The organism is Methylibium sp. T29-B, from assembly GCF_000576225.1.
Lineage (GTDB): Bacteria > Pseudomonadota > Gammaproteobacteria > Burkholderiales > Burkholderiaceae_C > Methylibium > Methylibium petroleiphilum.
This window is the reverse complement of the sequence record NZ_AZSN01000001.1, coordinates 65,604-91,796: the sequence shown is the minus strand read 5'-3', so window position 1 is coordinate 91,796 and position 26,193 is coordinate 65,604. Positions and strand designations below refer to the sequence as shown.

General features: G+C 67.2%; 28 protein-coding genes. 10 read left to right on the top strand and 18 right to left on the bottom strand.

Annotated elements, in window-relative coordinates:
* From Y694_RS00440 to Y694_RS00370, 16 genes are all read right to left on the bottom strand, one after another.
* On the bottom strand, positions 1–1,055 hold a 1,055-nt coding region (locus Y694_RS00440), incomplete at its 3' end, for a thymidine phosphorylase (protein WP_036228722.1).
* Entirely contained in the window at positions 1,052–2,410 is a 1,359-nt protein-coding gene (locus Y694_RS00435) for an MBL fold metallo-hydrolase (RefSeq protein ID WP_036228719.1), read from the bottom strand. The genes Y694_RS00435 and Y694_RS00440, both read right to left, overlap by 4 nt.
* 24 nt (positions 2,411–2,434) lie before the next feature.
* On the bottom strand, positions 2,435–2,932 hold the full coding sequence (locus Y694_RS00430) for a TPM domain-containing protein (RefSeq protein ID WP_036228716.1): 498 nt from the start codon (positions 2,930–2,932) through the stop codon (positions 2,435–2,437).
* Between the two features lie 2 nt (positions 2,933–2,934).
* Positions 2,935–3,816 (bottom strand): YgcG family protein, encoded by an 882-nt coding sequence (locus Y694_RS00425; RefSeq protein ID WP_051495424.1) that lies wholly within the window; start codon positions 3,814–3,816, stop codon positions 2,935–2,937.
* Positions 3,813–4,427 (bottom strand): LemA family protein, encoded by a 615-nt coding sequence (locus Y694_RS00420; RefSeq protein ID WP_036228713.1) that lies wholly within the window; start codon positions 4,425–4,427, stop codon positions 3,813–3,815. The genes Y694_RS00425 and Y694_RS00420 overlap by 4 nt, the downstream gene beginning before the upstream one ends.
* Positions 4,428–4,447: 20 nt before the next feature.
* Positions 4,448–5,752, bottom strand: coding sequence for an MFS transporter (locus Y694_RS00415; RefSeq protein ID WP_051495423.1), 1,305 nt, complete (start codon positions 5,750–5,752; stop codon positions 4,448–4,450).
* A gap of 19 nt (positions 5,753–5,771) precedes the next feature.
* Positions 5,772–6,458, bottom strand: a complete 687-nt coding sequence (locus Y694_RS00410) for a copper resistance protein B (protein WP_036228710.1) — start codon at positions 6,456–6,458, stop codon at positions 5,772–5,774.
* A 26-nt stretch (positions 6,459–6,484) separates the two neighbouring features.
* Positions 6,485–6,709 carry a multicopper oxidase domain-containing protein gene (locus tag Y694_RS22250; protein WP_231497440.1) on the bottom strand — a complete coding sequence of 75 codons (225 nt, stop codon included), beginning with the start codon at positions 6,707–6,709 and terminating at the stop codon, positions 6,485–6,487.
* A gap of 88 nt (positions 6,710–6,797) precedes the next feature.
* On the bottom strand, positions 6,798–8,267 hold the full coding sequence (locus Y694_RS00405) for a copper resistance system multicopper oxidase (protein ID WP_051495420.1): 1,470 nt from the start codon (positions 8,265–8,267) through the stop codon (positions 6,798–6,800).
* Positions 8,268–8,315: 48 nt separating this feature from the next.
* Positions 8,316–10,796, bottom strand: coding sequence for a cation-translocating P-type ATPase (locus Y694_RS00400; RefSeq protein ID WP_036228707.1), 2,481 nt, complete (start codon positions 10,794–10,796; stop codon positions 8,316–8,318).
* A gap of 22 nt (positions 10,797–10,818) precedes the next feature.
* A complete protein-coding gene (ppk2, locus tag Y694_RS00395) occupies positions 10,819–11,691 on the bottom strand; it encodes a polyphosphate kinase 2 (protein ID WP_036228704.1) in 873 nt (290 codons plus the stop codon).
* Between the two features lie 10 nt (positions 11,692–11,701).
* Entirely contained in the window at positions 11,702–12,307 is a 606-nt protein-coding gene (gene petA, locus Y694_RS00390) for a ubiquinol-cytochrome c reductase iron-sulfur subunit (protein ID WP_036228701.1), read from the bottom strand.
* Positions 12,308–12,383: 76 nt separating this feature from the next.
* Entirely contained in the window at positions 12,384–13,034 is a 651-nt protein-coding gene (locus Y694_RS00385; protein WP_036228698.1) for an isoprenylcysteine carboxylmethyltransferase family protein, read from the bottom strand.
* A 12-nt stretch (positions 13,035–13,046) separates the two neighbouring features.
* On the bottom strand, positions 13,047–13,352 hold the full coding sequence (locus Y694_RS00380) for a DUF2933 domain-containing protein (RefSeq protein ID WP_051495418.1): 306 nt from the start codon (positions 13,350–13,352) through the stop codon (positions 13,047–13,049).
* Positions 13,353–13,430: 78 nt separating this feature from the next.
* Entirely contained in the window at positions 13,431–13,862 is a 432-nt protein-coding gene (locus Y694_RS00375; RefSeq protein ID WP_036228695.1) for a hypothetical protein, read from the bottom strand.
* Positions 13,863–14,059: 197 nt separating this feature from the next.
* The gene (locus Y694_RS00370; RefSeq protein ID WP_036228692.1) at positions 14,060–14,503 is read right to left on the bottom strand and encodes a hypothetical protein; all 444 of its coding nucleotides are present in this window, start codon (positions 14,501–14,503) and stop codon (positions 14,060–14,062) included.
* On the opposite strand from Y694_RS00370, the gene Y694_RS00365 reads away from it, so the two are divergent.
* The 3 genes from Y694_RS00365 to Y694_RS22245 all read left to right on the top strand — a co-directional run bounded on the left by Y694_RS00365 (position 14,502) and on the right by Y694_RS22245 (position 17,752).
* Positions 14,502–15,080, top strand: a complete 579-nt coding sequence (locus Y694_RS00365; protein ID WP_231497438.1) for a MerR family DNA-binding protein — start codon at positions 14,502–14,504, stop codon at positions 15,078–15,080. The two genes, Y694_RS00370 and Y694_RS00365, sit on opposite strands and share 2 nt — an antisense overlap.
* Before the next feature lie 530 nt (positions 15,081–15,610).
* On the top strand, positions 15,611–16,900 hold the full coding sequence (locus Y694_RS00360) for a type II restriction endonuclease (protein WP_231497437.1): 1,290 nt from the start codon (positions 15,611–15,613) through the stop codon (positions 16,898–16,900).
* A 45-nt stretch (positions 16,901–16,945) separates the two neighbouring features.
* Positions 16,946–17,752, top strand: coding sequence for an AraC family transcriptional regulator (locus Y694_RS22245; protein ID WP_231497436.1), 807 nt, complete (start codon positions 16,946–16,948; stop codon positions 17,750–17,752).
* On the opposite strand, the gene Y694_RS24605 is transcribed toward Y694_RS22245, so the two are convergent.
* Complete coding sequence (locus Y694_RS24605; protein ID WP_051495408.1) at positions 17,722–18,633, bottom strand: alpha/beta fold hydrolase; 912 nt, start codon at positions 18,631–18,633, stop codon at positions 17,722–17,724. The two genes, Y694_RS22245 and Y694_RS24605, sit on opposite strands and share 31 nt — an antisense overlap.
* Before the next feature lie 55 nt (positions 18,634–18,688).
* Positions 18,689–20,248 carry a molybdopterin-dependent oxidoreductase gene (locus Y694_RS22240; RefSeq protein ID WP_051495406.1) on the bottom strand — a complete coding sequence of 520 codons (1,560 nt, stop codon included), beginning with the start codon at positions 20,246–20,248 and terminating at the stop codon, positions 18,689–18,691.
* Between the two features lie 302 nt (positions 20,249–20,550).
* Here Y694_RS22240 and Y694_RS00340 point away from each other — a divergent pair, with 302 nt between their 5' ends.
* The 7 genes from Y694_RS00340 to Y694_RS23960 all read left to right on the top strand — a co-directional run bounded on the left by Y694_RS00340 (position 20,551) and on the right by Y694_RS23960 (position 25,832).
* Entirely contained in the window at positions 20,551–20,844 is a 294-nt protein-coding gene (locus Y694_RS00340; protein ID WP_036228687.1) for a CopK family periplasmic copper-binding protein, read from the top strand.
* 46 nt (positions 20,845–20,890) lie between these two features.
* Entirely contained in the window at positions 20,891–21,394 is a 504-nt protein-coding gene (locus Y694_RS00335; protein ID WP_081771153.1) for a plastocyanin/azurin family copper-binding protein, read from the top strand.
* Positions 21,395–21,856 carry a copper-binding protein gene (locus Y694_RS26600; protein ID WP_310732180.1) on the top strand — a complete coding sequence of 154 codons (462 nt, stop codon included), beginning with the start codon at positions 21,395–21,397 and terminating at the stop codon, positions 21,854–21,856. It begins immediately after the preceding gene.
* Between the two features lie 24 nt (positions 21,857–21,880).
* A complete protein-coding gene (locus Y694_RS00325) occupies positions 21,881–23,638 on the top strand; it encodes a copper resistance system multicopper oxidase (RefSeq protein ID WP_036228683.1) in 1,758 nt (585 codons plus the stop codon).
* An 11-nt stretch (positions 23,639–23,649) separates the two neighbouring features.
* A complete protein-coding gene (locus Y694_RS00320; RefSeq protein WP_036228681.1) occupies positions 23,650–24,345 on the top strand; it encodes a copper resistance protein B in 696 nt (231 codons plus the stop codon).
* A gap of 17 nt (positions 24,346–24,362) precedes the next feature.
* The gene (locus tag Y694_RS00315) at positions 24,363–25,289 is read left to right on the top strand and encodes an NAD(P)/FAD-dependent oxidoreductase (protein ID WP_036228679.1); all 927 of its coding nucleotides are present in this window, start codon (positions 24,363–24,365) and stop codon (positions 25,287–25,289) included.
* A 237-nt stretch (positions 25,290–25,526) separates the two neighbouring features.
* Positions 25,527–25,832, top strand: coding sequence for a hypothetical protein (locus Y694_RS23960; RefSeq protein WP_155935766.1), 306 nt, complete (start codon positions 25,527–25,529; stop codon positions 25,830–25,832).
* Positions 25,833–26,193 lie beyond the last annotated feature (361 nt).

Below are 26,193 nucleotides of genomic sequence, written 5' to 3'. Positions count from 1 at the left end.
TCCAGCGCCGGGCCGATGCCGCGCCCGACCGGCTGCATCCCGTCGGTGACGCGCAGCGCCACCTGCAGTCCGATGGCCCGGCCGACCTCGACGAGCCGCCGCCCGAGCGTGTGGGCGGCCTCGGCGCTGCGCACCTTGGCCGTGGGGCCCACCGGAAGATCGATCAGCACGTGAGTCGAGCCGGCCGCCGCCTTCTTGGACAGGACAGAGGCGACCAGTTGTCCCTCGCTGTCGAGATCGAGCGGGCGCTCGACGCGGATCAGGATGTCGTCGGCCGGGCTCAGCCGCACCGAGCCGCCCCAGACGATGCAGGCGCCGGTGCGCTCCACCGTGCGTCGCATGGCGGCGATGTCGAGATCGACCGGGGCGAGCACCTCCATCGTGTCGGCGGTGCCGGCAGGGGATGTGATCGCGCGCGACGATGTCTTGGGCATCGTCAGCCCGCAGGCGGCGACGATCGGCACGACGAGCAGCGTCGTGCGGTTGCCGGGCAGGCCGCCGACGCAATGCTTGTCGACGACCAGGTCGCGGCCCCAGTCGAGGCGTTCGCCCACGTCGACCATCGCCCGTGTCAGCGATACGGTCTCGTCGAGGTCGAGGTGGTCGCCGGCACAGGCGGTGATGAAGGTCGCCAGGTGCAGGTCCGAGTAGCGGCCTGCGGCGACGTCGCCGATCACGGCGCGGAATGCGCGATCGTCGAGTCGGTGGCCATACACCTTCGCGCGAACATGGCTCAGCGATTCGAGGACCGGGGCGTGCGTGACCTCCAGCGATTCGCCCGGCAGCGGATGCAGTGCCGCCCACGCCGCCTCCGACAGGCCGGCCACGCCATGTCCGAGCCAGGAGCCGTCCACGACACTGAGCGTGGCCACGATGCTGGCCGAGCCGGTGCTCAGTTTGACGCGCGCCTGCGTCGTGAAGCCCTCGGCGCGGCAGACGGCGCAATCGCGCCGCATGTAGACCACCGGCTCCTGGTAGGTGTCGATGCCCGTGCGCCAGGCGCGCAGCGTGTTCTCGACGGCGTCGACGTGACCGGGCTGCGGATGCGCGCTCATGACAGTTCCACCGTCTCGAGGTAGTCGGGCACGCGGCAGGACCAGCCGAGTTCGTGCTCGATGCGCGAGCGCATCGCGTCGGCCGCCGCCGGCTCGCCATGGGTGACGAAGGTCTGCGTCGGTGGCGCATCGAAGCCGCGCAGCCACTGCAGGATCTCGGCGGCGTCAGCGTGTGCGGACAGGCTGGGCAGCGAGGCGACCTCGGCATGGATCGGCACTTCCTCGCCGTGGATGCGCACGGAGGCGGCACCCTGCAGGATGGCGGCGCCGCGCGTGCCGCCGGCCTGGTAGCCCGCGAACAGGATCGTGTTGCGGCGGTCCGGCGCGAAGGCCTTGAGATGGTGGACCACGCGTCCGCCCGTGGCCATGCCGCTGGCCGAGATGATGACCATCGGGCCGCGCCGCGCACTCAGTGCGCGGGAGTCGTCGGGTTTGTTGACGATCGTCGCCGCATGGCACATGGCATCGCACTGCTCGGGGCTCAGCCGGTGCTCGCCGCGGTGCGCGTGGTAGATGCGCGTTGCGTCGGTCGCCATCGGGCTGTCGAGGTAGACCGGCAGGTGGTGGATGACGCCGCGCTCCTTGAGCAGGTGGATGCAGTACATCAGGCTCTGCGCCCGCCCGACCGCGAACGCCGGGATCACCACGACCCCGCCGCGTGCCGCCGTCCGATTGATGACCTCGCCCAGCTTGAGCAGCGGATCGCTCGCCTCGTGCTGGCGGTCGCCGTAGGTCGATTCGACCACCGCGTAGTCGGCCCCGGGCACGCGCGTCGGCGCGGCCAGCACCAGATCGTTCGGACGCCCGATGTCGCCGGAGAACAGGATCGAACGCCGTCCGTCGTCGATCTTCACGAAGGCGGACCCGAGCATGTGTCCCGATGGATCCAGGCGCGCCTGCAGCCCGGGCACCGGGCTCCATGACGTGCCGTAGGGCCGCGGCACGAACTGCTTCAGGCAGCGTTCGGCGTCCTCGCGGGTGTACAGCGGCAGCGCCGGCTTGTGCTTGGAGTAGCCGCGCCGGTTGGCGTACTCGGCTTCCTCCTCCTGCAGGTGGCCGCTGTCGGGCAGCAGGATGCGACAGAGCTCGTAGGTCGCTTCCGAGCAGTACACCTTGCCCTTGAAACCCTGCCGCGCGAGCAGCGGCACGTAGCCGCTGTGATCGATGTGGGCGTGCGTCAGGACGATCGCATCGACCCCGGCGGCCGGCACGGGCAACGGCGCCCAGTTGCGCAGGCGCAGCTGCTTGTAGCCCTGGAACAGGCCGCAATCGACGAGCAGCGTGGCGCCTTCGTGGCGCAGCAGGTACTTCGAGCCGGTGACGGTGCCGGTGGCACCGAGAAACTGAAGTTGCATGGAATCCTCTGTTCGTGCGGGTGATCAGATCAGCAGCGGTGCATCGGGCAACTCATTGCGATCGCCTGACGTGACCGGGAAGTGGCGTATGACCAGTTGCGTGACGGCCTCGATGCCCTCGACGGCACCAGCCCCGAAATTGCCGTTGGCGAAGTGTGTTTCCATGCCGCGGCAGATCACGGACCAGGTCTCGGCGTCGGCCCTCGCGTGGATGCCCCGGTCGGCGACGATCTCGACACGCCGGTCGGCGAGCAGCACGTAGATCAGCACGCCGGTGTTGTGTTCGGTGTCCCAGACGTGCAACCGCGCGAAGAGCTCGATGGCGCGTTCGCGCGCCGTCTGGCCGCGCAGCAGCGGCAGGCCGTCGAGCGCGCCTTCGACGACGAACCGGATCTCAGCCGCGTGGGTCGTCTCGCTCGCGGCAATGGCCTGCTCGATCGAGCGAAGCGCAGATGCAGGGAAGGCGCGGCGGACCTGATTCGAGGTCGTCGCGACATGGCGCAGGATGCGTGGCAGATCCATCGTCACCACCTGCCGGAGGCACCGCCTCCGCCAAAACCGCCGCCGCCGCCGCCGAACCCGCCGCCCCCGCCAAAGCCACCGCCTCGGTGTCCGCCATGCCCGTGCATGCCGCCGTGACCGCCCATGCCGATGCCCAGTAGCGTGACGAAGAAGCCCGTCAGTCCCGCCGTGGCGGCGACGGCCAGTGTGCCGAGCGCGAACCACGCGACAGCACCCAGCACGCCGCCGACCACCAGTGCCCCGGGCAGGCGGCCCAAAACCTGGCGCAGCACGCCGCCGAGGACCAGCGCGACGATGAACAGCACCGGCCAGCCTTGTCCGAGGCCGTTGTCCGCCGAGGCCGGGCCGCGACGAGCCGGCGGCGGCAGCGCTTCGCCATCGAGGACGCCCACGATCCGGTCCAACCCCGCAGAGAGCCCGCCGTAGAAGTCGCCCTGCCTGAATCGTGGCGTGATGACCTCCGCGATGACGCGCGCCGCCGTTGCATCGTTCAGCGCGCCTTCGATCCCGTAGCCGACCTCGAGCCGCACGGCACGGTCGTCCTTCGCGACCAGCAGCAGTGCACCGTCATCGACCTTGCGCCGCCCCAGTTTCCACTTCTCGACCACGCGCAGGGCGAAGGCCTCGATCGCCTCGGGCCGCGTCGTGGGCACGATCAGCACCGCGATCTGCGTGCCCTTGCGCTCCTCGAAGGCGCGCAGCGACTGCTCGAGCGCGGCGCTCTGCTCGGCGGTCAGCGTGCCGGTCAGGTCGCTTACGCGACCCTGCAGGGGCGGCACAGGAACCAGTTCCTGTGCCGATGCGCCGAACGCCGCGAGGCCCAGCAGCCAGCAGACCGCGAGGCTACGCAGCCAGCGTCCGACCGGCGTGACATCCGTTGTCACTTCTTGGCACCCGAGGCGCCGATGCCGCCGAGGTCGACCTTCGGCGGAACGGCGAGCGCCGCCTCGTCGGCGACGCTGAAGTTGGCCTTGACGCCGTAGCCGAACACCATCGCCGTCAGGTTGCTCGGGAAGGTGCGGACCGCGACGTTGTAGTCCTGCACCGCCTTCACGTAGCGGCCGCGCGCCACGGCGATGCGGTTCTCGGTACCTTCGAGCTGCACGCGCAGATCCTGGAAGCCCTGGTTCGCCTTCAGGGTCGGGTAGTTCTCCGACACGACCAGCAGGCGCGACAGCGCGCTCGACAACTCGCCCTGCGCGGCCTGGAACTTGTTGAACGCTTCGGGGTTGTTGACCAGCTCCGGCGTGGCCTGGATCGAGGTGGCCTTGGCGCGCGCCTCGACCACCTTCGTGAGCGTCTCCTGCTCGAAGTTGGCCTCGCCCTTGACGGTGGCCACGATGTTCGGGATCAGGTCGGCACGGCGCTGGTACTGGTTCAGCACCTCGGACCAGCTGGCCTTGATCTGCTCGTCGGTGGACTGGAAGGTGTTGTAGCCGCAGCCGGACAGTGCGAGCGTGAGCGCGGCGAGAAGGGCGGCGAGGAAGTGGCGCATGCTCAGAACTCCTTGAGGTTTCATTTGGGAAGCGGGTCGGAGCGCACTCGCGACAACTGCGACGCAGCGTCCTCGGTGGCCCACCACGTGGGTCGAACGATCAGGGTGCCCAGCGTGGCCAGCAGCGGCAGCGCAAGCCACGCGAAGCTGAGCTGGGCGACCGCGCCGAACAGCCAGCCGGCGGCGGCCGAGCCGAGCGTCTGGCCGAAGCCCGCGGCTGCGGCCAACCCACCCATCGTCGTGCCGAGCCGTCGCTGAGAGGCTCCGGCCGCGAGGTACGAGATCGTCGGCAGCACGAGCCCGGTGCCCGCGGCGGTGAAGCTGACGCCGACGTACATCCACGCGTCGCTGCGGTGCTGCGCCAGCATCGCCAGGCCGGCGATCGCCAGCACCAGCCCGGCCGCCATCACGCCGCGGCCGGCGGCACGCTCGAGCAGACCCGTGAAGAACAGCAAGGCATTGACACCGAGCATCACGAGGCTGCACTCGGCAAACATCAGCGAGATCTCGCGCGACGACAGCGTCGGGTGCTGCTGACCTTGCAAAACGATGCCGAGCTCGAAGCCGGACAGCACGAACATGACCACGCCGTTCAGCCCCCACAGCGCCGCCGCGCGCCGCCGATCGGCGGACGCAGAGTGCAGGTCTTCCTCGGCCGCCGGCGGAGCCATGCGCGGCAGGGTGACTGCCAATCCGAGCATCATCAACGCGCCCAGGGCCGCCGACATCACGATCACGAGGTCCGTCGGGTCGACAGTGCCGGCGCCGATGCCGGCGAGCCCGCCGGAAGCCTGCCCCGCGGCGGCATTGAGCCCCGGCCCGAACAGGAAGCCCAGCAAGGACATCGCACCGAGCCACGCGAAGCGGCGCGCGCGCTGACCTTGCGGCGTGTGCTCGGCGACGAGCGCAGGCACCACCGGTACGACAGCCGCCACGAAGAAGCCGGTGGCCCCGCGCGACACGTAGATGCCGGCAATGCCGATCCAGTCGGGCCGCAAGAGGGGCAGCAGGCTCGCGACATAGCCGACCAGCCCGATCACCAGGATGCGGCCCCGGCCCCAGCGGTCGGAGACGAGGCCCCACAGCGGCGCACCGACCAGCACACCCGCGGCATACAGGCCGCTGAGCAGACCCACGTGGCGGGCCACCTCGGCCTGGCCGTCGGCATTCATCAGCGGCGTCAGCCAGGTCGGCAGCAAGGGCATCAGCGCCCCATAGCCAGCCGAGACGACGAAGACCGCGGCCGCGAGCCAGGCCAGTTGCCAGGCCCCCAGTCCCGACGCTGTCGGCGAGCCCTGCCGTTCGATGCGGAGCGGGCGGTTCATCGCGTTGGCCTGGCGGGGATCAGAGCACCAGCCGCAGCCCGGCTCGCACCGAGTTCGCGCCCGTGCCTCCGTCGGCGCCACGCTGCCACTGGCGGCCGACTTCAAGATAGGGGGCGACCGCTCGTGTGACTTCGTAGCGCAGGTTGAGCCCCCACTCCGATGCAGTGACGCCAGCCTTGATGCCGTCCGACGGTGCCGAGCGTGCCGCCCAGTCGATGCCGGCGAAGGGTTTGGCGATGAGGCGGTTGGTGAAGAGCATGTCGTACTCCACACGGGTGCGTGCGAACAGCCGGCCGTCGCTGCGCACGAACGCTGCCAGGTCGACATCGAAGGCATAGGGTGCCAGGCCCCGCACACCCAGCACGGCGTAGTTACGGGCGGCGGGCTTGAGTTCGCGCCGCAGGCCGAGTTGCAGGTCCCAGAAGGGCGCGAGGTAGCGGCTGTACAGCCCCTGGACCTCGGCGTCCTCGAGCCGGCCGGCGCGTTGCGTGCCTTCGGTCCGCCAGGCAAAGCGGTTGTAGTCGGTGCCGATCCAGCCGTCGGCGCGCCAGGCTGCGATGCTCTTCGAGTCCGCCCTGCCGGCATCGATTTCGATGCGGGTGGCCTGGAAAACCGCGTCGTCCTCCATGGCACGGGCAGGTCCGGCCAGTGCTGCGGCGAGCGCGAGCCCCAGCAAGTGGTACAGGCGATGGTTCTTCGTGTTCATTCGTTCTTGTTCCATGACCGGCCCGCTCACTTGACGACGATGGCCTGGACCATGCCGGCGGCCGCGTGATAGAAGAGGTGGCAGTGGAAGACCCACGGGCCTGGCTCGTCGAAGCTGGTGTGCACCGTGATGGTCTCGCCGGGCTTGACGATGACGGTGTGCTTGAGAGGGGCTCGCTCACCCCTGCCGTTCTCGACCACGAAGAACGCGCCATGCATGTGCATCGGGTGCTCCATCATGGTTTCGTTGATCAGGCGGATCTCCAGCCGCTCGCCCAGGCGGGCATCGAAAAGCTGGCCTGCGACAGCTTCTTGTCGTTGATCGACCAGATGTAGCGGTTCATGTCGCCCGTGAGCCGCATGTCGATCTTCTTCGCCGGCCCCGCGGCAGGCGCATCGGCGTCAGGGCTTCCAGGTCGGCGTAGGCGAGCCGGTCCTTCACCGCACCGGCGCCCGCGTCAGTGGTCATGCCTCCCATCGGCATGGGCATGCTATCCATTCCCTTCATGCCACCGTGCATCGCGTGTGGATCGGCCGGTACAGCCGCAGGGGCCGGGGCCGCCGGTGCGGCGCCGTGTCCGGCATGCGGGTCGGCCGTCGTGACCGCCGGCGTTGACGACGCTGCGCCGTGGCCGCCGCCGTGCGCACCGGCCATCTCGGCCATGGTGCGCACGGGCCGCGGACCCAGCGCAGGGATCTCTCCCTCCATGCCGAGTTCGGGCGCGAGCGTGCCGCGCGCAAAGCCGATGCGCCCTGAAGTAGCGGCGAACAGCGTGTAGGCCTTGCGCTCGTTGGGCTTCACGATCACGTCGTAGGTTTCGCCATTGCCCATGCGCAGTTCGCGGACCTTCACCGGGCGGACGTTCTGCCCGTCGGCCTGGACGACGGTCAACTCCAGGCCGGGAATCGAGACGTCGAAGAAGTTCATCGCCGACGCATTGATGAGGCGCAGGCGGATGCGCTCGCCGGGCTTGAACAGCGCGGTCCAGTTGTCCTGGATCCGCTGGCCGTGCACGAGGAACTGCCACTGGCTGCCGCCGTCGGTGGCGTCGGTCGGGTCCATGCGCATCCGAGCCCAGGCCAGACGCTCCCTCCAGATCGCCTCGCGTTCCTGTGGACTGCGTGCCGCCTGCAACTCGGCATAGAGCTCGGGCAGGGTCTGGCGCCGGTCGTTGTAGTAGCCCTCCACCTTCTTCAGGTTCGCCAGAACCTTCTCCGGCGGCGTGTCGACCCACTCGGACAGCATGACGACGTACTCACGGTCGTAGCCGAACGGCTCACGCTCCTGCGGATCGATGATCAACGGGGCATAGAAGCCAGCCGGCTCCTGCAGGATCGCGTGGCTGTGGTACCAGTACGTGCCGCTCTGGCGCAGCTCGAATCGGTACTGGAAGGTCTCGCCCGGCTTGATTCCCGGGAACGTGACACCCGGCACGCCGTCCATGTTGTTCGGGACCTTGAGTCCGTGCCAGTGCGCCGCCGTCACCTCGTCCAGCCTGTTCGTCAGCGCGATCGTGACGTCGCGGCCCTCGTGCATGCGCAGCAGCGGGCCCGGCACCGTGCCGTTGACGGTGATCGCCGACGCCGGCGTGCCGCTGAAGTTGACCTGGGTACGTGCCAGCGTCAGTTCGAACTTGTTGTCGACCCGCGAGGAGGACAGCGGCAGCGCGAGGTGCGATTCCTTCACGACCGCATTGGCGCCGAGTGGCCATGCCAGCATGGCCGCCATGCCGGCCGTACCCTGCAGGAAGCGGCGCCGCGGCAGCAGCGCGCCAGCGGCGGGCCGCCGGTGGTCGGGGTGGCGATTCATCGAGAGAACTCCTGTGATTCGTTCGGGGGAAGAGGGGGCTCGGGCCGATCACGCCGACGCGCCTTGCGCCACGGCCGAGGTCGTCGCGGGCGAGGGGCGGGCAGCGCGGATGCCGGCGAGCTTGGTGCGCTTGAGCATCAGCGCGTTGATCGCCACGATGGCCGAGCTGCCCGACATGGACAGCGCGGCGACCTCGGGCGACAGCGTGAACGGATAGAACACGCCGGCCGCCAGCGGGAAGGCGATCACGTTGTAGCCCACGGCCCACCACAGGTTCTGGTGCATCTTGCGCAGCGTCGCGCGCGACAGCTCGATCGCGCCGACGACGTCATAGGGGTCACTCTTCATCAGCACGACCTGGGCGCTCTCCATGGCCACGTCGGTGCCCGCGCCGATTGCAAAGCCCACGTCGGCCTGCGTCAGGGCCGGGGCATCGTTGATGCCGTCGCCGACCATGGCGACCTTGTGACCCTGGGCTTGCAGTTCCTTGATCTTCGAGGCCTTCTGACCCGGCAGCACATCGGCGAGCACGATGTCGATGCCGAGTTCCTTTCCGATGCGCTCGGCGGTGGCCTGGTTGTCGCCGGTGATCATGGCGACCTTGACGCCGCGCTCCTGCAGCTTGGCGATCGTGGCCCTGGAGGTCGGGCGCACCGCATCGGCGATCGCGATCAGGCCGATCAGGCGGCCGCCGCGCGCCACGTGGACGACTGTGCGCCCGCCGCCTTGCAGGCGGGCCGCCTCGGCTGCCAGATCGGCGAGGTCGACGCGCTCCGCCTCCATCAGCTTGCGGTTGCCGAGCAGCACAATGTCGTCGCCGATGGTCGCGCGCGCGCCCTGGCCATCGATGTTGGTGAAGGCGGTTGCCGTCTCCGGCGTGTCCGGGCCGGCGCGCTTGAGCACCGCCAGTGCGAGCGGGTGCTCGGAGAACTTCTCCACTGCGGCCGCGGTGGACAGCAGTTGCGCTTCCGTTGTACCGGGCGCCGGCACCATCTCGACCACGTCCGGCTGGCCCAGTGTCAGCGTGCCGGTCTTGTCGAAGACAACCACCGTCAGCTTGGTCGCGTTCTCCAGCGCCGCGGCGTTCTTGAACAGGATGCCGTTCATCGCGCCCAGCCCGGTGCCGACCATGATCGCCATCGGTGTCGCCAGGCCGAGCGCATCGGGGCAGGCGATCACGAAGACAGTGATGGTGAGCGTGAGGGCGAACAGCAGCGGTTGGCCGAGGACCCAGAACCACACCGCGAAGGTCGTCAGGCCAACCAAGATGGCGATGAGCACCAACCACTGCGACGCCTGATCAGCGAGCAACTGGCCCGGCGCCTTCGAGTTCTGCGCCTCCTGCACCAGCTTGACGATCTGCGCGAGCGCGGTGTCGGCGCCGACCTTGGTGGCCTGGTAGCGGAAGCTGCCGCTCTTGTTGATGGTCGCGCCGATCACCGCGTTGCCGACCACCTTCTTGACCGGCATCGACTCGCCGGTGAGCATCGATTCGTCGACCTGCGATGCACCCTCGGTGATCTTGCCGTCCACCGGGATCTTGTCGCCCGGCTTGATGACCACCGTCTCGCCGACCAGCACCTCGGCGGTCGGCACCTTTGTCTCGACGCCGTTGCGCAGCACGGTGGCCATCGGCGGCGCCAAATCCATCAGCGCGCGGATCGCGTCGGAGGCGCCGGCGCGCGCACGCATTTCCAGCCAGTGACCGAGCAGGATGAACACCAGCAGCACGGAGGCCGCCTCGTAGAACACCTCGCCCTCGTAGAAGAAGGTTGCGCCGAGGCTGAACACGTAGCCGGTGCCGACAGACAGCACGACCAGTGTGGCCATGTTCGCCACCTTGTTGCGCGCGGCGCGCCAGCCGGCGACGAAGAACGGCCAGCCGGGATAGGCGATGGCGCCGGTGGCGACGATGAACAGGAAGAGGTTGCGATCCATCCCGAACGGCGTCGCGAAGTCGCCGAACATCTTGCCCATCGGCGAATAGAGGAACACCGGAATCGAGAACAGCAGCGCGACCAGGAAGCGGTTGCGCATGTCGTTGGCCATGTCCTGCATCGACATGCCGGGCGCATGGCCCATGTCGTGCATCATGTCGCTCGTCTGGTGGGCGGCATCGCCGCCGTGGCCGGCGTGCGCGGTGTGTCCCGCGTGCAGCGCATCGGGCGGCGCCTTCGCTGCGGCACTGCTCACTGCAGGCGTCGTGGCGGCGACGTGGCCGGCGTGCCCATTAGTGGCATGCCCGGCGTGGGCGCCATGGCCTTCGTGTCCTGCGTGTTCGGCATGTCCCTCGGGCGGGCAGACGTGGGCGGGCAGCATCTCACCGCGGCAGTGGTAGCCGCACTCGACAATGCGCCGTCGGATGTCCTCCAGCGAGGTCTTCGTCTCGTCGTAGTGCACGGTGGCGCTGCCGGCGACGTAGTTGACGTCGACGTGATGAACGCCGGGGAGCGCCGCGATCTGGCGCTGCACGCCGGCGGCGCTCAGGCTGGAGACCAGTTCGCCGACTTCTACGGTGCTTGTCTTCATGAAGGATCCTTTGGATGGGATGTCAGCGGGCCAGGCGACCGGCCTCGAGGCAATCGGGAGAGAACTCGAACACGATGTCGGGGTCAGGACGCACGAGCTTGTCCTTCCGGCCGGCGTAGTGGAGCCGGGAGAGAATGTCGCGCATCAGGTTGAGGCGGGCTAGGCGCTTGTTGTCCGCGCGCACGATCCGCCACGGCGCTGTCGCCGTGTGCGTGCGCATCAGCATGGCGTCGCGCGCGGCGGAGTACGCCTTCCAATGCTTGACGGCCACCGCGTCGATCGGGCTCGACTTCCACTGCTTGAGCGGGTCGCGGCGGCGCTCTTCGAGGCGCTTGACCTGTTCGTCCTTGCTGACGTCGAGGTAGTACTTCAGCAGCTTGATGCCCGATCCGACCAGCATCTCCTCGAACTTCGGCACCGATTGCATGAACTCTGCATGCTGCTCCTTGGTGCAGAAGCCCATGACGTGCTCGACACCGGCGCGGTTGTACCAACTGCGGTTGAACAGCACGAGTTCCTCGGCCACCGGCAGGTGCGGCACGTAGCGCTGGAAGTACCAGCCGCTGCGCTCGCGGTCTGAAGGCTTGCCCAGTGCCACGACGCGGGTCTCGCGCGGGCTGAGGTACTCGACGATGCGCTTGATGCTGCCGTCCTTGCCGGCAGCGTCGCGACCTTCGAGCACGACCAGGATCCGGTCCTGACAGCGGATGAAGTGGCGCTGCAGTTTCACCAGCTCGACCTGCAGCACGTGAAGTTGGGCCTCGTACTCCTCCCTCGACAGGGATCGGTCCGTGAGCGCTGAGGTGTCGGACGTTGGCGCGGTTGCTCTGCTTGCCCCGTCCTCGCTGGTACTGATCTCTTCGCGCTTCTCTTGCTTCTTGTGCTTCTTGGACATGGCGAGCCCCTCAGGCTGTTGGATCCGCGCCGATCAGCAGCACGGTCTCGGAGAGGAAACGGTGCGGCGGCACGGTCAGGTTGGTCGGTGCCGGCACGTTCTTGAACACGCGGCCGGCGAGGTCGAACTTCGACCCGTGGCAGGGGCAGTAGAAGCCGCCAGGCCACTGCGCGCCGATGTCCGGGCTGCCGGGCGTGGGTCGGAAGCTGGGGACGCAGCCCAGGTGGGTGCACACCGCCTCGATCACAGCCAATTCGGATCGGCTCGAGCGCAGGGCGTTGCGTGCAAACTCGGGCTGCTCTGACCGGCGCGACTGCGGATCGGCGAGCAGGGCGTCGTGCCGCGCCAGCGCGTCGATCATCTCGGGCGTGCGGCGCAGCACGAACACCGGCTTGCCGCGCCACTCCACCGTGCGCAGTTCGCCGGGGCGCAGGCTGGCCAGGTCGACGTCGACCGGTGCGCCCAGTGCACGCGCCTTCTCGCTGGGCGCGAGCGAGGCCACGAAGGGCACCGCGGTGGCGACCAATCCCGCACCGCCGGCGACCGTTGCCGCGCCGAGCCAGAGCCGACGGTCCGCATCGTCGGGCGAACCGGCAGAGAGGACGGAATTCGTCACGATAGTCTCCCGCAGGCTGTACTACGTTGTGGACCACGGTCCAGCTCCGGTTGTCTTTTGCATGCGCTCGCCAGCCTCAGGCAGCCGAGGCGCGGTTGCCCAGGGCGGGAACGAAGCGCGGCGTGCGCGCGGCGTAGGAGTCGAACTCGGCGCCGAAGCGCTCGCGCATCTCGCGTTCTTCCGTGACGGCAAGACGCCCGTACATGGCCACCAGGATCGGGAACATCACCAGCGTCAGCAGCGTGGGCCACTGCAGCAGGAAGCCCAGCAGGATCATCACGAAGGCGACGTACTGTGGGTGGCGAATGCGCGCATAGGGCCCGGTCGTCGCCAGCCGATTGGCGCGCTGCGCGTGGTACAGCACGTTCCAGGCCGCGGACAGCAGGTAGAAGCCGAGCCCGAGGAAGACGTAGCTCGCGATGTGCAGCACGCCGAAGTGCGGATCGCCCTTCTCGCCCAGCAGCGTCGACCAGAGGTGCCCGCTGTTGTGCGACATCAGGTCCAGGGAGGGGTACTTCGTCTGCAGCCAGCCCGACATCAGGTAAATCGTCAGCGGGAAGCCGTACATCTCGACGAACAGCGCGATGACGAAGGCCGCGAAGGCCCCGAAGGTGCGCCAGTCGCGTCCGGTCTGCGGCTTGAAGAAGCTGAAGGCGAACATCAGGAAAATGGCCGAATTGAGGATGACCAGCATCCACAGTCCGTAGCCGGGTTGGTCGTGACTCATCTGCAGGTCCCTTCAGTGGTGGCGGTGCGTCTTCCGGGAACGTCCTTCGTACGCTTCTGGACCTTCGGGGCGGTCGTCCGAAGGCCCCTTGTCATCGTGTGCATCACCGTCACCGTGGTCGTGGCCGCGGTGCATGAAGATGTGCAGAAACGGTGACGCAGCCAGCAGCAGGTAGGGCAAGGCGCCCAGGGTGTGTGCGCGGTGTTCGGTCAGCAGGAAGAACAGGGCGATCGCGGCAAACACCAGCAGTCCGATGGCATATCGGCTACGCCAGAAACCGCGCGCTCGGCGGGTTGGCTCGTCGTGGTCATGATCCATGGAAGGACTCCTGTGCGGCTCTCGGTTCGGCCCGGCGATTCGATGGGTTCGACCGGGGCTTTCAGGCGCGTACGAGAGTCACTTGGCCGGAGCGGCAGGGGACATGGGCATGCGGTCCATCATCATCTGCATCATCGACTGCATCATGTCCATGCGTTTCTCCATCATCTGCTGGCGCGCGGCGGCGGTGGGCCCTTTCGCAGGCGCCATGCCTCCCATCATCGACATGCCTTCCTGCATGAGCTTCATGTGCTCGGCCATCAGGGCCTCGCGCTCCGCCGGAGTCTTCGCGTTGGCCAGCTTCTCGTGCATCGCCTGCATGGCCTTCATGTGCTTGTCCATCATGGCCATGTCGGGCATGCCCGCCGGCTTGCCCGTGGCCGGTGCAGGCATCGCTGCGGAAGCTGCCCCGGCAGGGTGATGGGACTTGTGCTGGTCGTCCTGCGCGAACGAAGCCGCGGACACAGCGGTGAGAGTCGCGACAACGGCGAGGGTGCGGAAACGGAACATGGAAGCCTCCAGGAAGCGAGAGAACGATCGGTCAGCGGTTGGTCGGCCCGGTGGCCGGACAAGGGAGAGATGCCGCGACTTGCGGTCCGACTGTGCGGTCCGTAGTCGGCTACGGAGTCAACAGGTCGGAACTGCGCGGCGGGCCGCCAGCAAGGGACGCACTGGAGCGTCCGTCGCTGCGGCCCGGGGGTCGCGCGCTACAGCGCGAGCCGGGAGAACTGCACCCGCGGAGGGGGTGAGGGCGGTGGAACCGCTGCAAGAGCGGCGCGGACCAGGGCGGCCGGCGCCATGTGCAGGTCGCTGGCCTGCCTGTGAGGCGCAGGAATCAGGACCAGCTGATCAGGCGTGTCGAACTTGGGAAGTTGCTTCAGCAGCGTCTGCGACGACGCGTCGCAGGACTTCTGGCACGGCGCCTTGTCGGAGTGCTCGCCGTGCTGCGCTTGATCCGCCGCGTGGGGTTGTTGTACAGCGGCCGGCGCCGGCTGGTCTGCCTGCGAAACCTGGATGCCGGCATGCGCCAGTTCGCCGCGCGGTTCCGTCAGACAGGCATTCGCCACGCCCGACAGCAGCGCGAACACCCACACGAGCAACATCGTGAGGGCGATGCTGCGCTTGTGGTGGCGGCTGGCGGTCAGGGTCATGTTCGGCTGGCTTCGTGTGCAGATTCGCAGAATCCACGTTGGAAGTTTCGCCGGTCATTGCATCGGAAAGGTTGATCGTCGTCAAACCGGCTCTGGGGTCAACTACGGAATCCGGACGTACCATTCCGCCATGAAAAAAAGGGTGGTCGCGGGCCCCCCGTCGCTGGAGACACCCTCTCCCTTGACCATCGGCCGCCTTGCCAAGGCGTCCGGAGTGGGCGTGGAGACGGTGCGCTACTACCAGTCGCGCGGACTGCTGCGTGTGCCGGCGGCAAACGGCGGCTTTCGCGTCTATCCCGCTGCGGCGATCGACCGCATCGCATTCATCAAGCGTGCGCAAGCGCTGGGCTTTTCGCTGGACGAGGTGCGCAGCCTGCTGGACCTGGAAGACGGCCGCAATCGCCGGGCCATCCAGTCGGTCACCCAGGCACGTCTGGGCCAGATCGAGGACAAGCTGGCGGACCTGCATCGCATGCGCGGGGCGCTGTCCGAGTTGCTGCATCGCTGCAGGCAGGCCGGCCCCATGCAGGCCTGCCCGATCATCGAGACGCTGGCCGGCGCGAGGTCACCCGCCTGAAGGTACGTGACCCGGACGGTCCGCCCAGCCGTCAAAGTTGCTTGGCACGCGCCAAGGCACGCCCGACACATTCACCACCGACGCCGCCGGCATCACCGCAGCCAGTCGCTGCGTGCCCAAGCCGACCGTCGCTTGACGCATCGGAACGCCCGACAGCCGCACCTCGGCTGGGACGGTCGCTGGCGTGGTTGTGCCAAGCGCTTGGCGACAACCAACGGGACGCCAGTGCCCGCGCCTTCCGTTCCGGCGGTTGCCGCCGACGCCGAACCGATGGCCAGGCCGGCGAGTGCCAGCAAGTCTGCGATGGTCCTCATGTCAATGCTCCTTCTTCAAGGTACGCGCTATCCGGGATTGGCAGCGAAGTCTCCCCTGGCTTGCTGCAGGGAAGGACATCACGGTACGCGGCTTCGATTGACCGGAACCTGACCGATTGATGACGAAGTCGTCAGGATCGGCCGGCAGACGCTGCAGGCATTCGACATGCCCCGTTCGCGCCGCACGCGGCCGCGATGGCGCTAAGCTTGCCGGCCATGGAACAAGCCGTCTTGCCGATGTCCTCTGCCGCCCAGCGGGATGCCCTGATCGACCGTTGGCGGGCCGATCCCCATGCAACGTACCGCACCTGGTTCCTGTGGGAAGAGCGCCTGAAGAACTTCCGCTCGATCCGGCGCGGCATCGGGCAGATCGTGCGCGAGATCGAGGGGGGAAGCTTCGGCAACGTGTATCGGGGCTCGACGCTGGAGACCGTCGTGTCGTCGATCGCCGAGCAGCGGCAGGTCTTCAAGGGTGCGGACCATGCGTTTCTGTGGAAGCCCAAGCTGCGCATCCCGGACATCTACGAGAACGAGGACAACCAGCGCGCCTTCGGGCGGCTGCTGCACGCGTGCGACTGCTGCGACACGGCCGAAGCGGTGATCGACGCAATCCGTCAGCTCGACGCTCGGCAGATCAAGGGGTTGGGGCCGGCCGTGGCGAACCTCCTTTACTTCATCCACCCGACCCTTGTCGTTCCGTTCAACACGGCGATCGTGCGGGGCTACAACGCGCTGACCGGAGGCAACGTCAAACTGGGGCGTTGGGACCACTATCTGTCGATGCGAGAAGGGGTCATGCGCCTGAACGCCGAGCATCGCTCGCGCCTGTCCAATGACCTCGGCGCGGTCGCCGGGCTGCTGTTCGACATCGGCTCCGGGCGCTACGAGGCGCCGCCGCGCGAGAACGATCCTTTGGCGGCGCAGGCTTGGCAAGGCGACCTCGCGAGGGTGCGTGAAGAGACGGTCGCGCAACACCGGCAGTGGACGCTCGAGCGGGAGAGCGACACCACGCATACGGAGGTTCAGGGCTGGCTGCGCGATCTCGGCCTGAGTTTGGGCTTTCAGGTGTGGATCGCGGCGAACGATCGCTCGCGCGAGTACCTGGACGGCCGGCTCGGCGATGGTTGTCTCGAGGGTCTGCCCGCAGGACTCGACGGCGCCGCGGAGTCTGTGCGTCTGATCGACGTGGTCTGGCTGGACACCAGCGGCGCGCGAGTCGTCGCTGCCTTCGAGGTCGAGCATTCGACTTCGATCTACTCCGGCATCGTGCGCATGCTGGATCTGGCGCTGGGTTGCGCACTGGGGGCGGGTACCGCGATGTTCCTGGTCGCGCCCGACGATCGGCGCGACCAGGTGGCACAGCAACTGCGACGGCCGGCGTTCTCGCGCGTGTCGGAACTCGGTATTCGCTACCTGCCCTATGGCGAACTGCGCTTGCACCGCGCCGCCATCGGCAGATTCGGAACGGGATTGAAGCCCATCCTCGAGGTTTCGCAGGCTCTATGAACTTGATTGTCGCGGCCGGCGTCTCGCAACAACATGATGGGCTCGTTGACCCGCCTTCCCGCTGAGGCCGCCGATGAGTGCGTTCGAGTGCGGCTTTACCTGTGGCCCCACCGCCTGCTCTACATCGGGCCTGGCCCCAGTACTCGATCGCATCGCCATCATGCGGCCCAGATCTGCTGGGGACTCGGCGGCAGCTTGCGTTCGCGTATCGAGCCCCACGGAAAATGGGAAGCGTGGAATGGATTTCGCGTCCTGCCCGACCAGCCGCATGCCTTCGATGCCAAGGACGCTCAGGTGGCGATGCTCTTCATGGAGTCAGAGGGGGCCGAGTACGCCTGCGTCGAGGGTCGGCTACACACAGATGAGTGCATTGTTCCTTTCCAACCGCCGCACCCGGCGGCCGCGGGATTGGCGACGCTCGCAGCCGAAGGCGGGACCATCGACGAAGCGGACGCCATCTGCAGAGCATGGCTCGGCTTGGGCAGCGTCAATGCGAGCGGGCGCGGCCGCGATGCTCGGATTGTTCGTGCGCTGCAGGTCCTGCAGTCGGCCATAGATCGACCCGTGCGACTGCAGTCGCTGGCGAACCAGCTGAACGTCTCGCCGAGTTGGCTGAGCCACCGGTTCGTCGAGGAGACGGGTGTACCGTTGCGGCGCTATGTGGTGTGGACGAGACTGCGTCGGGCTGTCGAATCCGTCCTTCAGGGGGCTTCGTGGACCGAAGCTGCTCACGCGGTCGGCTTCAGCGACTCGGCACATCTGTCGCGTTCATTCCGCGACAACTTCGGGATCGCACCGTCTTCGCTGATCGGGCGGCGGGATCAGATCTCGGTCTGTTTCGACAAGGGTTGACGGGGCATGTCGTGGGGCTCGACGCGAGTCGTCACGAAGTGCCGGATCGCTCGTGCGACGGCGGCCGGCTGGTCTTCGGTCACGAACGGGCCTGAATCGTCGATCACTTCGACGGTCGCATCCGGGAACAAGCCAGCCAGGCGGTGGGCGTGCTCGAGCGGGAAGAATCGGCGACGCTCTCGCGCCCACGCAAGCAGCACCGGCTTGGGGAACCCCGGAAGGCGCGTGGCAACCTCGACCGTGTACATCGGATCGATGGCGCGGACCAAGGCCGCGAAATCGCTTCGTGTGCCTGGGCGGTCGCGCAGCGGGGCGGTGTAGGACCTCATGATGTCGTCCGGGATCGCCCTCTCAGTCAGCAGACCAAAGGCGATGGGCAGTCGTTGTACCCAACGCCAGCGCAAGGTTTGCGCCAAGACCCACAGTCCCCATGACGTTCTCCCCAACAGGCGCAGGTGCCGAATCGGCAGCGGGACGAAGTTGTCGAAGGCGTCGCATGGAGTCAATACGAGCGCAGCAATCCGCTGGGCATGGTCGGCAACCACATGTTGTGCCACTGCACCCCCCGTGTCATTGGCGACGAGCACGACGCTGTCGAGATTCGCAGCCGCAAGGAAGCGGTCGACCATCTGGGCAACTCCCGGAAGCGAAAAGTCGGTGCCGTCCCGCATCTTGAGGGCATGCGCTCCCAGCGGCCAGTCGGGTGTGATGCAGCAGTGATCCCTTGCCAGATCCTCGACCACACCACGCCACACGTCGCCGTTGGCGATGATGCCGTGCAGGAACACGATGGTCGGACCCGTGCCCGTGACCCGATACTCGATCGGACCCTCTGGAACTTGAACGATGCGGCGTTCGCCGAGCACAGCCGAAACGGACATACGCGCCCCTCCCTTTGTCGTTGCGGGCTTCACCAGACACGAGGCGCCAAACCGTCTACCCCCTGTGGGGCCGGTGCCTGCGCCACGCAGTGATTCCTCGCCAGGCCAGGAGCCCTCGCGCGCGTGCATCCGATGCGAGCCACCAACAGACCTGGCGCCTCTGCGGGGTGCGCGTCGATTGCACGTCAACCGCAATGCGGTGGTAGCCGCGGGCCCCGTCGGGGTAGGGTGCGGCAGCGAGTTCGGCCTGAACGCCTTCTCGTCCCCAGGTGCGGGTCTCCAAGGTGTGGCGGCCGGGCGTTGCATCCCAGGGCGCTTGCCACTGAACCCAAGCACTCGGGCCGAGGGCCGTGGCCAGCGCGCAGACTTGCCACGGGCCGCCGTCGATGCGCAGTTCGACCTTCGCGACGCCGTGCGGAGGACTCCACGCCACACCGGCGACGATCTGGCGGCCGGGTGCCAGCAGCGCTGAGTGGTTTGGAACGTCGATCCTCGAGTTCGGCGCCATGCGGGATGGCCGTCTTGGCCAGCCCTTGCGCTCCGCGTAGTCGATGGCTTCGCTGAACCGCATGACCTCCACGGACGCCAGCCACTTGATGTTCGCGTCATAGCCGTGGATGCCAGGCACAAGGACTCGAACTGGAGCACCGTGCGCGCGTGTGAGTGGTGTGCTGTTCATGGCGTAGACCAGCATGGGCTCGAAGCCGTCCTCGAGCAACGACAAGCTGATGCCGGCAGAGAACCCGTCCACCGAGTGAAGCCGGACATGGTCCGCTTCCGTGGCCGCTCCGGCGCGCACGAGCAGGTCGCGCAGCAGTACGCCTTGCCAGCGCGCATTCCCTACGAAAGGGCCGCCAACGGGGTTGTGCACACACATCAGAACCGCGTCGATCTCTCGCGATGGAAGCGACAGCAGCTCGTCGAGGGTGAGACTGAGCGGGTGCTCGACCATGCCTCGCACCACGAGGCGCCAATGTCGCAACACGACGCTCGGAGCAGGAAACGTCACGTCGGTGACGAAGAATCGGTCGACAGGGGTGATCAACTCGGACAGTCCTGGAATCTCCAGGGAGGCAGAGCCAGGGGGCGAACCCAGGGGGGCTTGCGGCCGTGGCAGACGTACGGGCTCTGCGCGCCGGCGTTGTCGGACACGACGAATCACCAACGCCAGTCCCGCCGCGGCGAAGCCGATGGCGAAGGAAGCTTCCGCGCCGAAGAAGACACCCAGTATCCCTGCCGCTGTCGCGACCAAACCCAGGGGGGCGGCCGTGGTGCGCGAAAGCTCGGTGCGGCGCCACAGCGCATACAGCCCGAGCAACCCAGACAACAGCAACGCCGCCACGAGCGTGGCCGTGCCCGCGGTCGCGGCCATCGCCGGAACTCCGAGACTGAACAAGGTCAGTGCGATGGCGATCGCGGGCTTGTCGCCGCGCCGAAGCAATGCAATTGCGACGTCGATCAGCGGTGTTGGCAGCGTGTCGACCAGCCACTTGCCGAGCGCTCGAACCGGCGAGGTATGGGTTCCACGGACGGCTGCGGCAAACTCGCCGGCGGCCAGCTGAACGAAGGCGGCGCCCAGGCCCTGAAGCCACGCATCGGAGGGAGAGAACGGCATTGGTTGCTCGGGGCTGAATACTGTTGGCGTTCCCAGCTTGCATCGCCGTGCGCCTGCAGGCTTGAAGAAACTGGCAGTTCGGTGGCGCCGCCGCTGGCGAACTGGGCCACAGCTGCGGCGCGAGGCCTCCGCTGGCAGAACTGCGCCGCCGATCCGTGGCCGGAGTCTGCGAGAGACAAGCTTACGAGCCTGTAATGTGGTTGTCGGCCGTGCGTCGGATGCGGTTCCCTAGAGTGCAGGCCATGCCAAGTGGCATGACGTTGAGGGAGCGACTCCCTCGCTGCATCACGAAAGGTTCGATCATGAAGGCGACTCTGTTCACCCTGACCATCGCGCTGGCGGCCGCCACGGCAACCGCGCCGGCTCTTGCGCGCGATGCTCTGCCGCAGGCCACGCAGCAGGCGCTGGCGCTGAAAGACGGTTCCACGCTGTACGTCTTCAAGGACGGGAAGATGGCGAAGGAGGATCGCTACGGCCGCGCGGCCTACCTCAAGCAAGGCGAGGTTCTCGAACTGGCCGACGGACGCAAGGTACCGGCAGTCGGTAACGAGGTCGCGCGGCTGGACGGGCTCCTCAACGACGGGCATCGGAACTGAATCCCGGCGAAACGGGCCACCCACAAAGCTCCATCGAGAAGCACCCATGAACAAACTTGGCAAGGCCGGCTTCGTGTCGGCGCTCGTGCTCGCCGCATCCGCAGTGATCGCCGGCCCCGGCCACGGCAGCAATCCTGTTGGCGAACCCGGCAAGGCCGCGCAGGCCACCCGCACCGTCAACGTCGACATGACCGACAACATGCGCTTCACACCCAGCGAGATCTCGGTCAAGCAGGGGGAGACGGTGCGCATCGTTGTGAAGAACTCCGGCGCCGTGAAGCACGAACTGGTGCTCGGCACGCCCGAGGAGCTGAAGGAGCACTACGCGATGATGCTGAAGATGCCGGGCATGGAGCACGCTGACGACAACATGGTCAGCGTGGCGCCCGGCAAGACCGGCGAGATCGTGTGGCGCTTTACCAAGGTCGGCAAGGTGGACTTCGCCTGCCTGCAGCCGGGCCACTACGACGCCGGCATGAAAGGCCTCGTCAATGTTGCGCAGGAGGCCGACGCTTCCAAGAATGACGGCCACGGCGGCCACAAGCACTGAGTGACGTTTGTCACGACATGTCCGAGGCGCTCGGCACTTGTTGTCGCCACGTGCCTCTTGGCAGAATCCGATTCACCCCCTCAAGGAGCATTCGATATGAAGACCTTCAAGCCCCTCCTCCTCTCCCTGGCCTTTGCGGCCGCGGCGCCGTTTGCGATCAGCGCGCACGCCCAGGCGATGGATCACAGCAAGATGGGCGGCATGAACATGCCCGGCATGAAGATGGACGGCATGCCCGCTTCGATGACCGAAGGCGAAGTGCGCAAGATCGACAAGGAGGCCAAGAAGATCACCCTGAAGCACGGCGACATCAAGAACCTGGACATGCCCGGCATGACCATGATCTTCCAGGTCAAGGATGCGGCGCTGCTGGACAAGGTCAAGGCCGGCGACAAGGTGACGTTCACCGCCGAGAAGGCCGATGGCGCGATCGTCGTCACGGCGATCGAAGCCGTGAAGTAACCCCGGGCAATGAGGCTGTCCCCGATGGATCCGTCCAAGCGCCGAACTCTGCAGACCCTGGCCGGTTTGGGCGCGCTGGCAGCACTGCCGCGCGCCTGGGCGCAGGTGAGGGCGGTCGACCTGCGCGACACGCCGGTGTCGCGCGCCTACGACCTGACCGTGGCCGAGACCCCACTTAACGTTACCGGCAAGCCCGCGCAGGGCATCACCATCAACGGCACGATGCCAGGCCCGGTGCTGCGCTTCCGGGAGGGCGACGAGGTGGTGATCCGCGTCACCAACAAGCTGCGCGAGATCACCGGCATCCACTGGCACGGCCTGCTCGTGCCCAACGACCAGGACGGTGTGCCCGGCGTCACCTACCCCGGCATCCGCCCGGGCGAGATCTTCACTTACCGTTTCAAGCTCAGGCAGTCCGGCACCTACTGGTACCACAGCCATGCCGCGCTTCAGGAGGCGGCGGGCTACTTCGCGCCGCTGATCATCGAGCCGGCCAAGCCCGACCCCTTCCAGTACGACCGCGACTACGTGGTCGTCATCTCCGACTGGATCGACACCCCGCCCGCTCAGGTGCTGGCCAACCTCAAGAAAGTGGATGGCTACTACAACTACCGGCGCGTGACAGCGCCACAGTTCTTCGCCCAGTTGCGCAGCGCACCCGATGCCAAGGCTCGCGAAGCACTGTGGGCCGAGCGCATGGAGTGGGCCAAGATGCGCATGGATCCCACCGACTACAGCGACGGCGGCGACGAATGGTCGTTCCTCCTGCAGGGTAAACGACCCGGCGAGAACTGGACCGGGCTGTTCAAGCCGGGCGAGCGCGTGCGGCTGCGGTTCATCAACGCCTCGCCGATGAACCTGTACGACGTTCGCATCCCCGGCCTGCCGATGACGGTGGTCCAGGCCGACGGTCAGAACGTCAATCCGGTCGAGGTGGACGAGTTCCGCATCGGCAACGGTGAAACCTACGACGTGATCGTGCAGCCCAAGGAAGCCAGGGCCTACACGATCTTCGTGCCGACCATCGCGCGCATCGGCTACGCGCGCGGCACGCTCGCCCCGGAAGTCGGCATGAGCGCGCCCGTGCCCGAGATCGGGCCCAAGCCCGTGCGCACGATGGCCGACATGGGCATGGCTGGCATGGACATGAGCGGCGGCATGGCGGGCATGGACATGGGCCAGGCGCCCGCAGCCGCAGGCCATGCCGGCATGGCGATGCCCGCGCCAGCGAAACCAGCCGACCCGCATGCCGGGATGGTCATGGCCGCGCCGGCCAAGCCGGCGGACCCACATGCCGGCATGCCCGGCATGAGCGACATGCCGGGCATGAGCGCCGCCGCCCCGCAGATCGCACCCGACGGCGACGGCGTGCGCCGGCTGAAGTACGCGCATCTACGCGCGGCCACCCGCAATGCCGACGACCGCGCCCCGGAGAAGGAGGTGCTGGTACGCCTGACCGGCGACATGGCGCGCTACTTCTGGAGCATCAACGACAAAAAGATGTCCCAGGCCGAACCGCTCGAGATGGGGCTGGGCCAGCGCGTGCGCATCAAGTTCGTCAACGAAACCATGATGGAGCATCCGATGCACCTGCACGGCGTGTTCATGGAACTCGTCAACGGCAACGGCGTATACGCGCCGCGCAAGCACACCATCATCGTGCCGCCGGCGCAGACTGTCGAGCTTGACGCCACCTTCGAGGACGAAGGTATGTGGGCCTTCCACTGCCACCTTTTCTACCACGCCGCCACCGGGATGATGCGCCTGGTCAAGGTGGCCTGAGGATCACGCCGATGCGGACGAACATGAGTGCGGCGTTGCGCCGCGCGGCCGGCGCGCTGCTGGCCGCCGTTGCCCTGGGGGCGCAGGCGATGGAGGACGAGTCGATCTACTCCTACACACTGGTCGAAGCCGGCGCCGGCAAGGTGCGCGGGCAATCCGGCTCGGCGCAGTCGCTGGCCGTTGACGGCTGGGTCGGCGGCGACTTCAACCGCCTGTGGTATCAGCTCGATACCGAACGGCGCGGCGGGCGCATTGAGGCGGCCGAACTGCAGTTGCTCTACGGCCGCTACATCGCGCCGTTCTGGGACGCGCAGATCGGCCTGCGCCGCGATGAGCGGCCCGACCGGCGCAACTACCTGGCGCTCGGCGTGCGCGGGCTCGCACCCTATGCCTTCGATGTCGACCTGAAGCTGTTCGTGCGCGACGACGGCAAGGTCTTCGCCCGCACGCGCTTCGAGAACGAGTTTCTGATCACCAACCGCTTCATCGTCACGCCATCGCTCGGCGTCGAGTGGTCGGCCTCCGACATCGACGCGACGGTTCGTCGCGGCGCCTATCAGGCCGATGTCGGCGTGCAGGCGCGTTACGAGTTCAACCGGCGAGTCGCACCCTACCTGGGCTTGTCGCGCACGTTCTATCCACGGGCGCAGTCCGGCGGGGAGGCCACCGCGACGCAGTGGCGCGCGGGGCTGCGGGTACTGTTTTGACGCAGCCGGCAGCGGACATGATTGATGCTGCCGACATTCTCAGCGCTGCAGTCGTCGGCGGCGATACGTTCGACTGCGTCGTGATTGGCGGCGGGCCCGCCGGGCTGGCTGCAGCAATTCATCTCCGACGGCATGGGCGCGGCGTGCGCTTGGTCGACGCAGGTGCCAGCCGGGCGCAGCGCATCGCGCGTGCCCTCAACGTTGCCGGATATCCCGATGGCGTGGTCGGTGGACATCTGCTCGAGCGGATGCGGCAACACTTGCGCGCAGCGGGCGGGCACGTCACCTACGATTCGGTCGAAGGAATACGACGTTGCTCGGACGGCAGGCTCTTGCTCCGGCTGAGGCATGGAACGCTCCTGGCGCGCAACGTCATCTTGTGTGCCGGGGCCACGGATCCGCCGATCGGATTGCCTGGGATCGACGACGTGGCGTCGGCGAACCTGCTGCGGCGCTGTGCGTGGCAGCATGGAGTCGACGATCTCTTCGGGAAGCGAGTCGGTGTGCTGGGCGAATCGCTCCTCGACGTGCCTGGCATAGCCGATCTGCGGAAGGTGTGTGCGGAGGCGAGGTTCATCGACATCGACAGCGCGGCTGGGAAGGCTGACTACTCGTCATGCCATGCCGGACTCGAGCGTGTGCCCGGCGTCGCACGCCATGTCGCGTTGACTCACAACAAGGGCATCCTCGTGACATGCGACGATGGTCGGGTCCATGAGTTCGACTTGCTGCTTGCAGCATTCGACGCGCAGCCGCGAACGTACCTGGCGAATCAACTGGCTGTTCGGCTCGACGTGCATGGCGCAATCGCGATCGGCCCGACCGGACTCACGAGTGCAGACAATGTGTACGCCGCGGGCGACGTGGCGGGAGGATCGTGCCAGATTGACGTTGCCATCGGCCAGGCAGCGGTAGCCGCCGCAGCCGTGCACGACAGCTTGTAGGTTCAGTTCGATCTTTTCGCCGCCTTCGCGGAGGCCCCAAGAGGTCGCCGAGTTCGCGCAACCGCCCGGATGGCATCGGGTTGAACCGTCGGAAGGTGGCGAGGCGATCGTGCTTCTGTGGCTGGCGTGCGATGACGAGTGTGTCATCGCGGCGTCGGTCTGCGGTTGGTGATGGCTTCTTAGAGTGTTCCTCGTGCGTGCCGTTGCGCACGCCATTGAACGCCGTAAGGAGCCTCGATGAACACGTACATAAGTCGCGCAGCGCTCGCGCTGAAGAACCCGATTCTTGCGGCAACGATTGCCGGCCTCGGACTGTTCCCGTTACAGGGCAATGCCAAGGATTCGCCTCTGGCGACCTACCGATGCGTGGTTTCGGGGCAAGCAGATCAGTGCCATCCGTCCGAGTCGACATCCGATGTTCGGATCGAGAAGCAACTCGTGCTCGGGCCCTATGCGCGCTACCTTGTCTACCGCGGCGAAAGCGCGCGCGCCGCGGCCGCCAGAGCCAAGCCCTTGGCGAACAGACCGTTGAGCGAACGGTGAGGATCACGAAGAGAGAACTCGATGCTTTCCGGCGATACCAGCGTGCCGTCGGGGGGCTCGCGGAGTCGGACTACATCTACGAGACGGTTTCCGAGGTGGCAGTTGACGCCAGCGCTGTCCAATCCGACTGAATGAAGTCTTGCGCAGTACGCCTGATGGCCGGGTCGATGGACGCCGGGGACCCTGCATGTGCGTGATCGTCAGCCCGGTCGGCGCCCTTGACGATCCTCAAACGGGCCGTGGCCCGGAAGGTGCATACTTGTTTGAATTCTTGAATCAACCGCTCATGTTTCGCAGCCATCGACAGCTTCGCCGCTGGGCCTCCGGGTCCTGTGTGTGTGGCTATTCGGTCTCGGCTTGG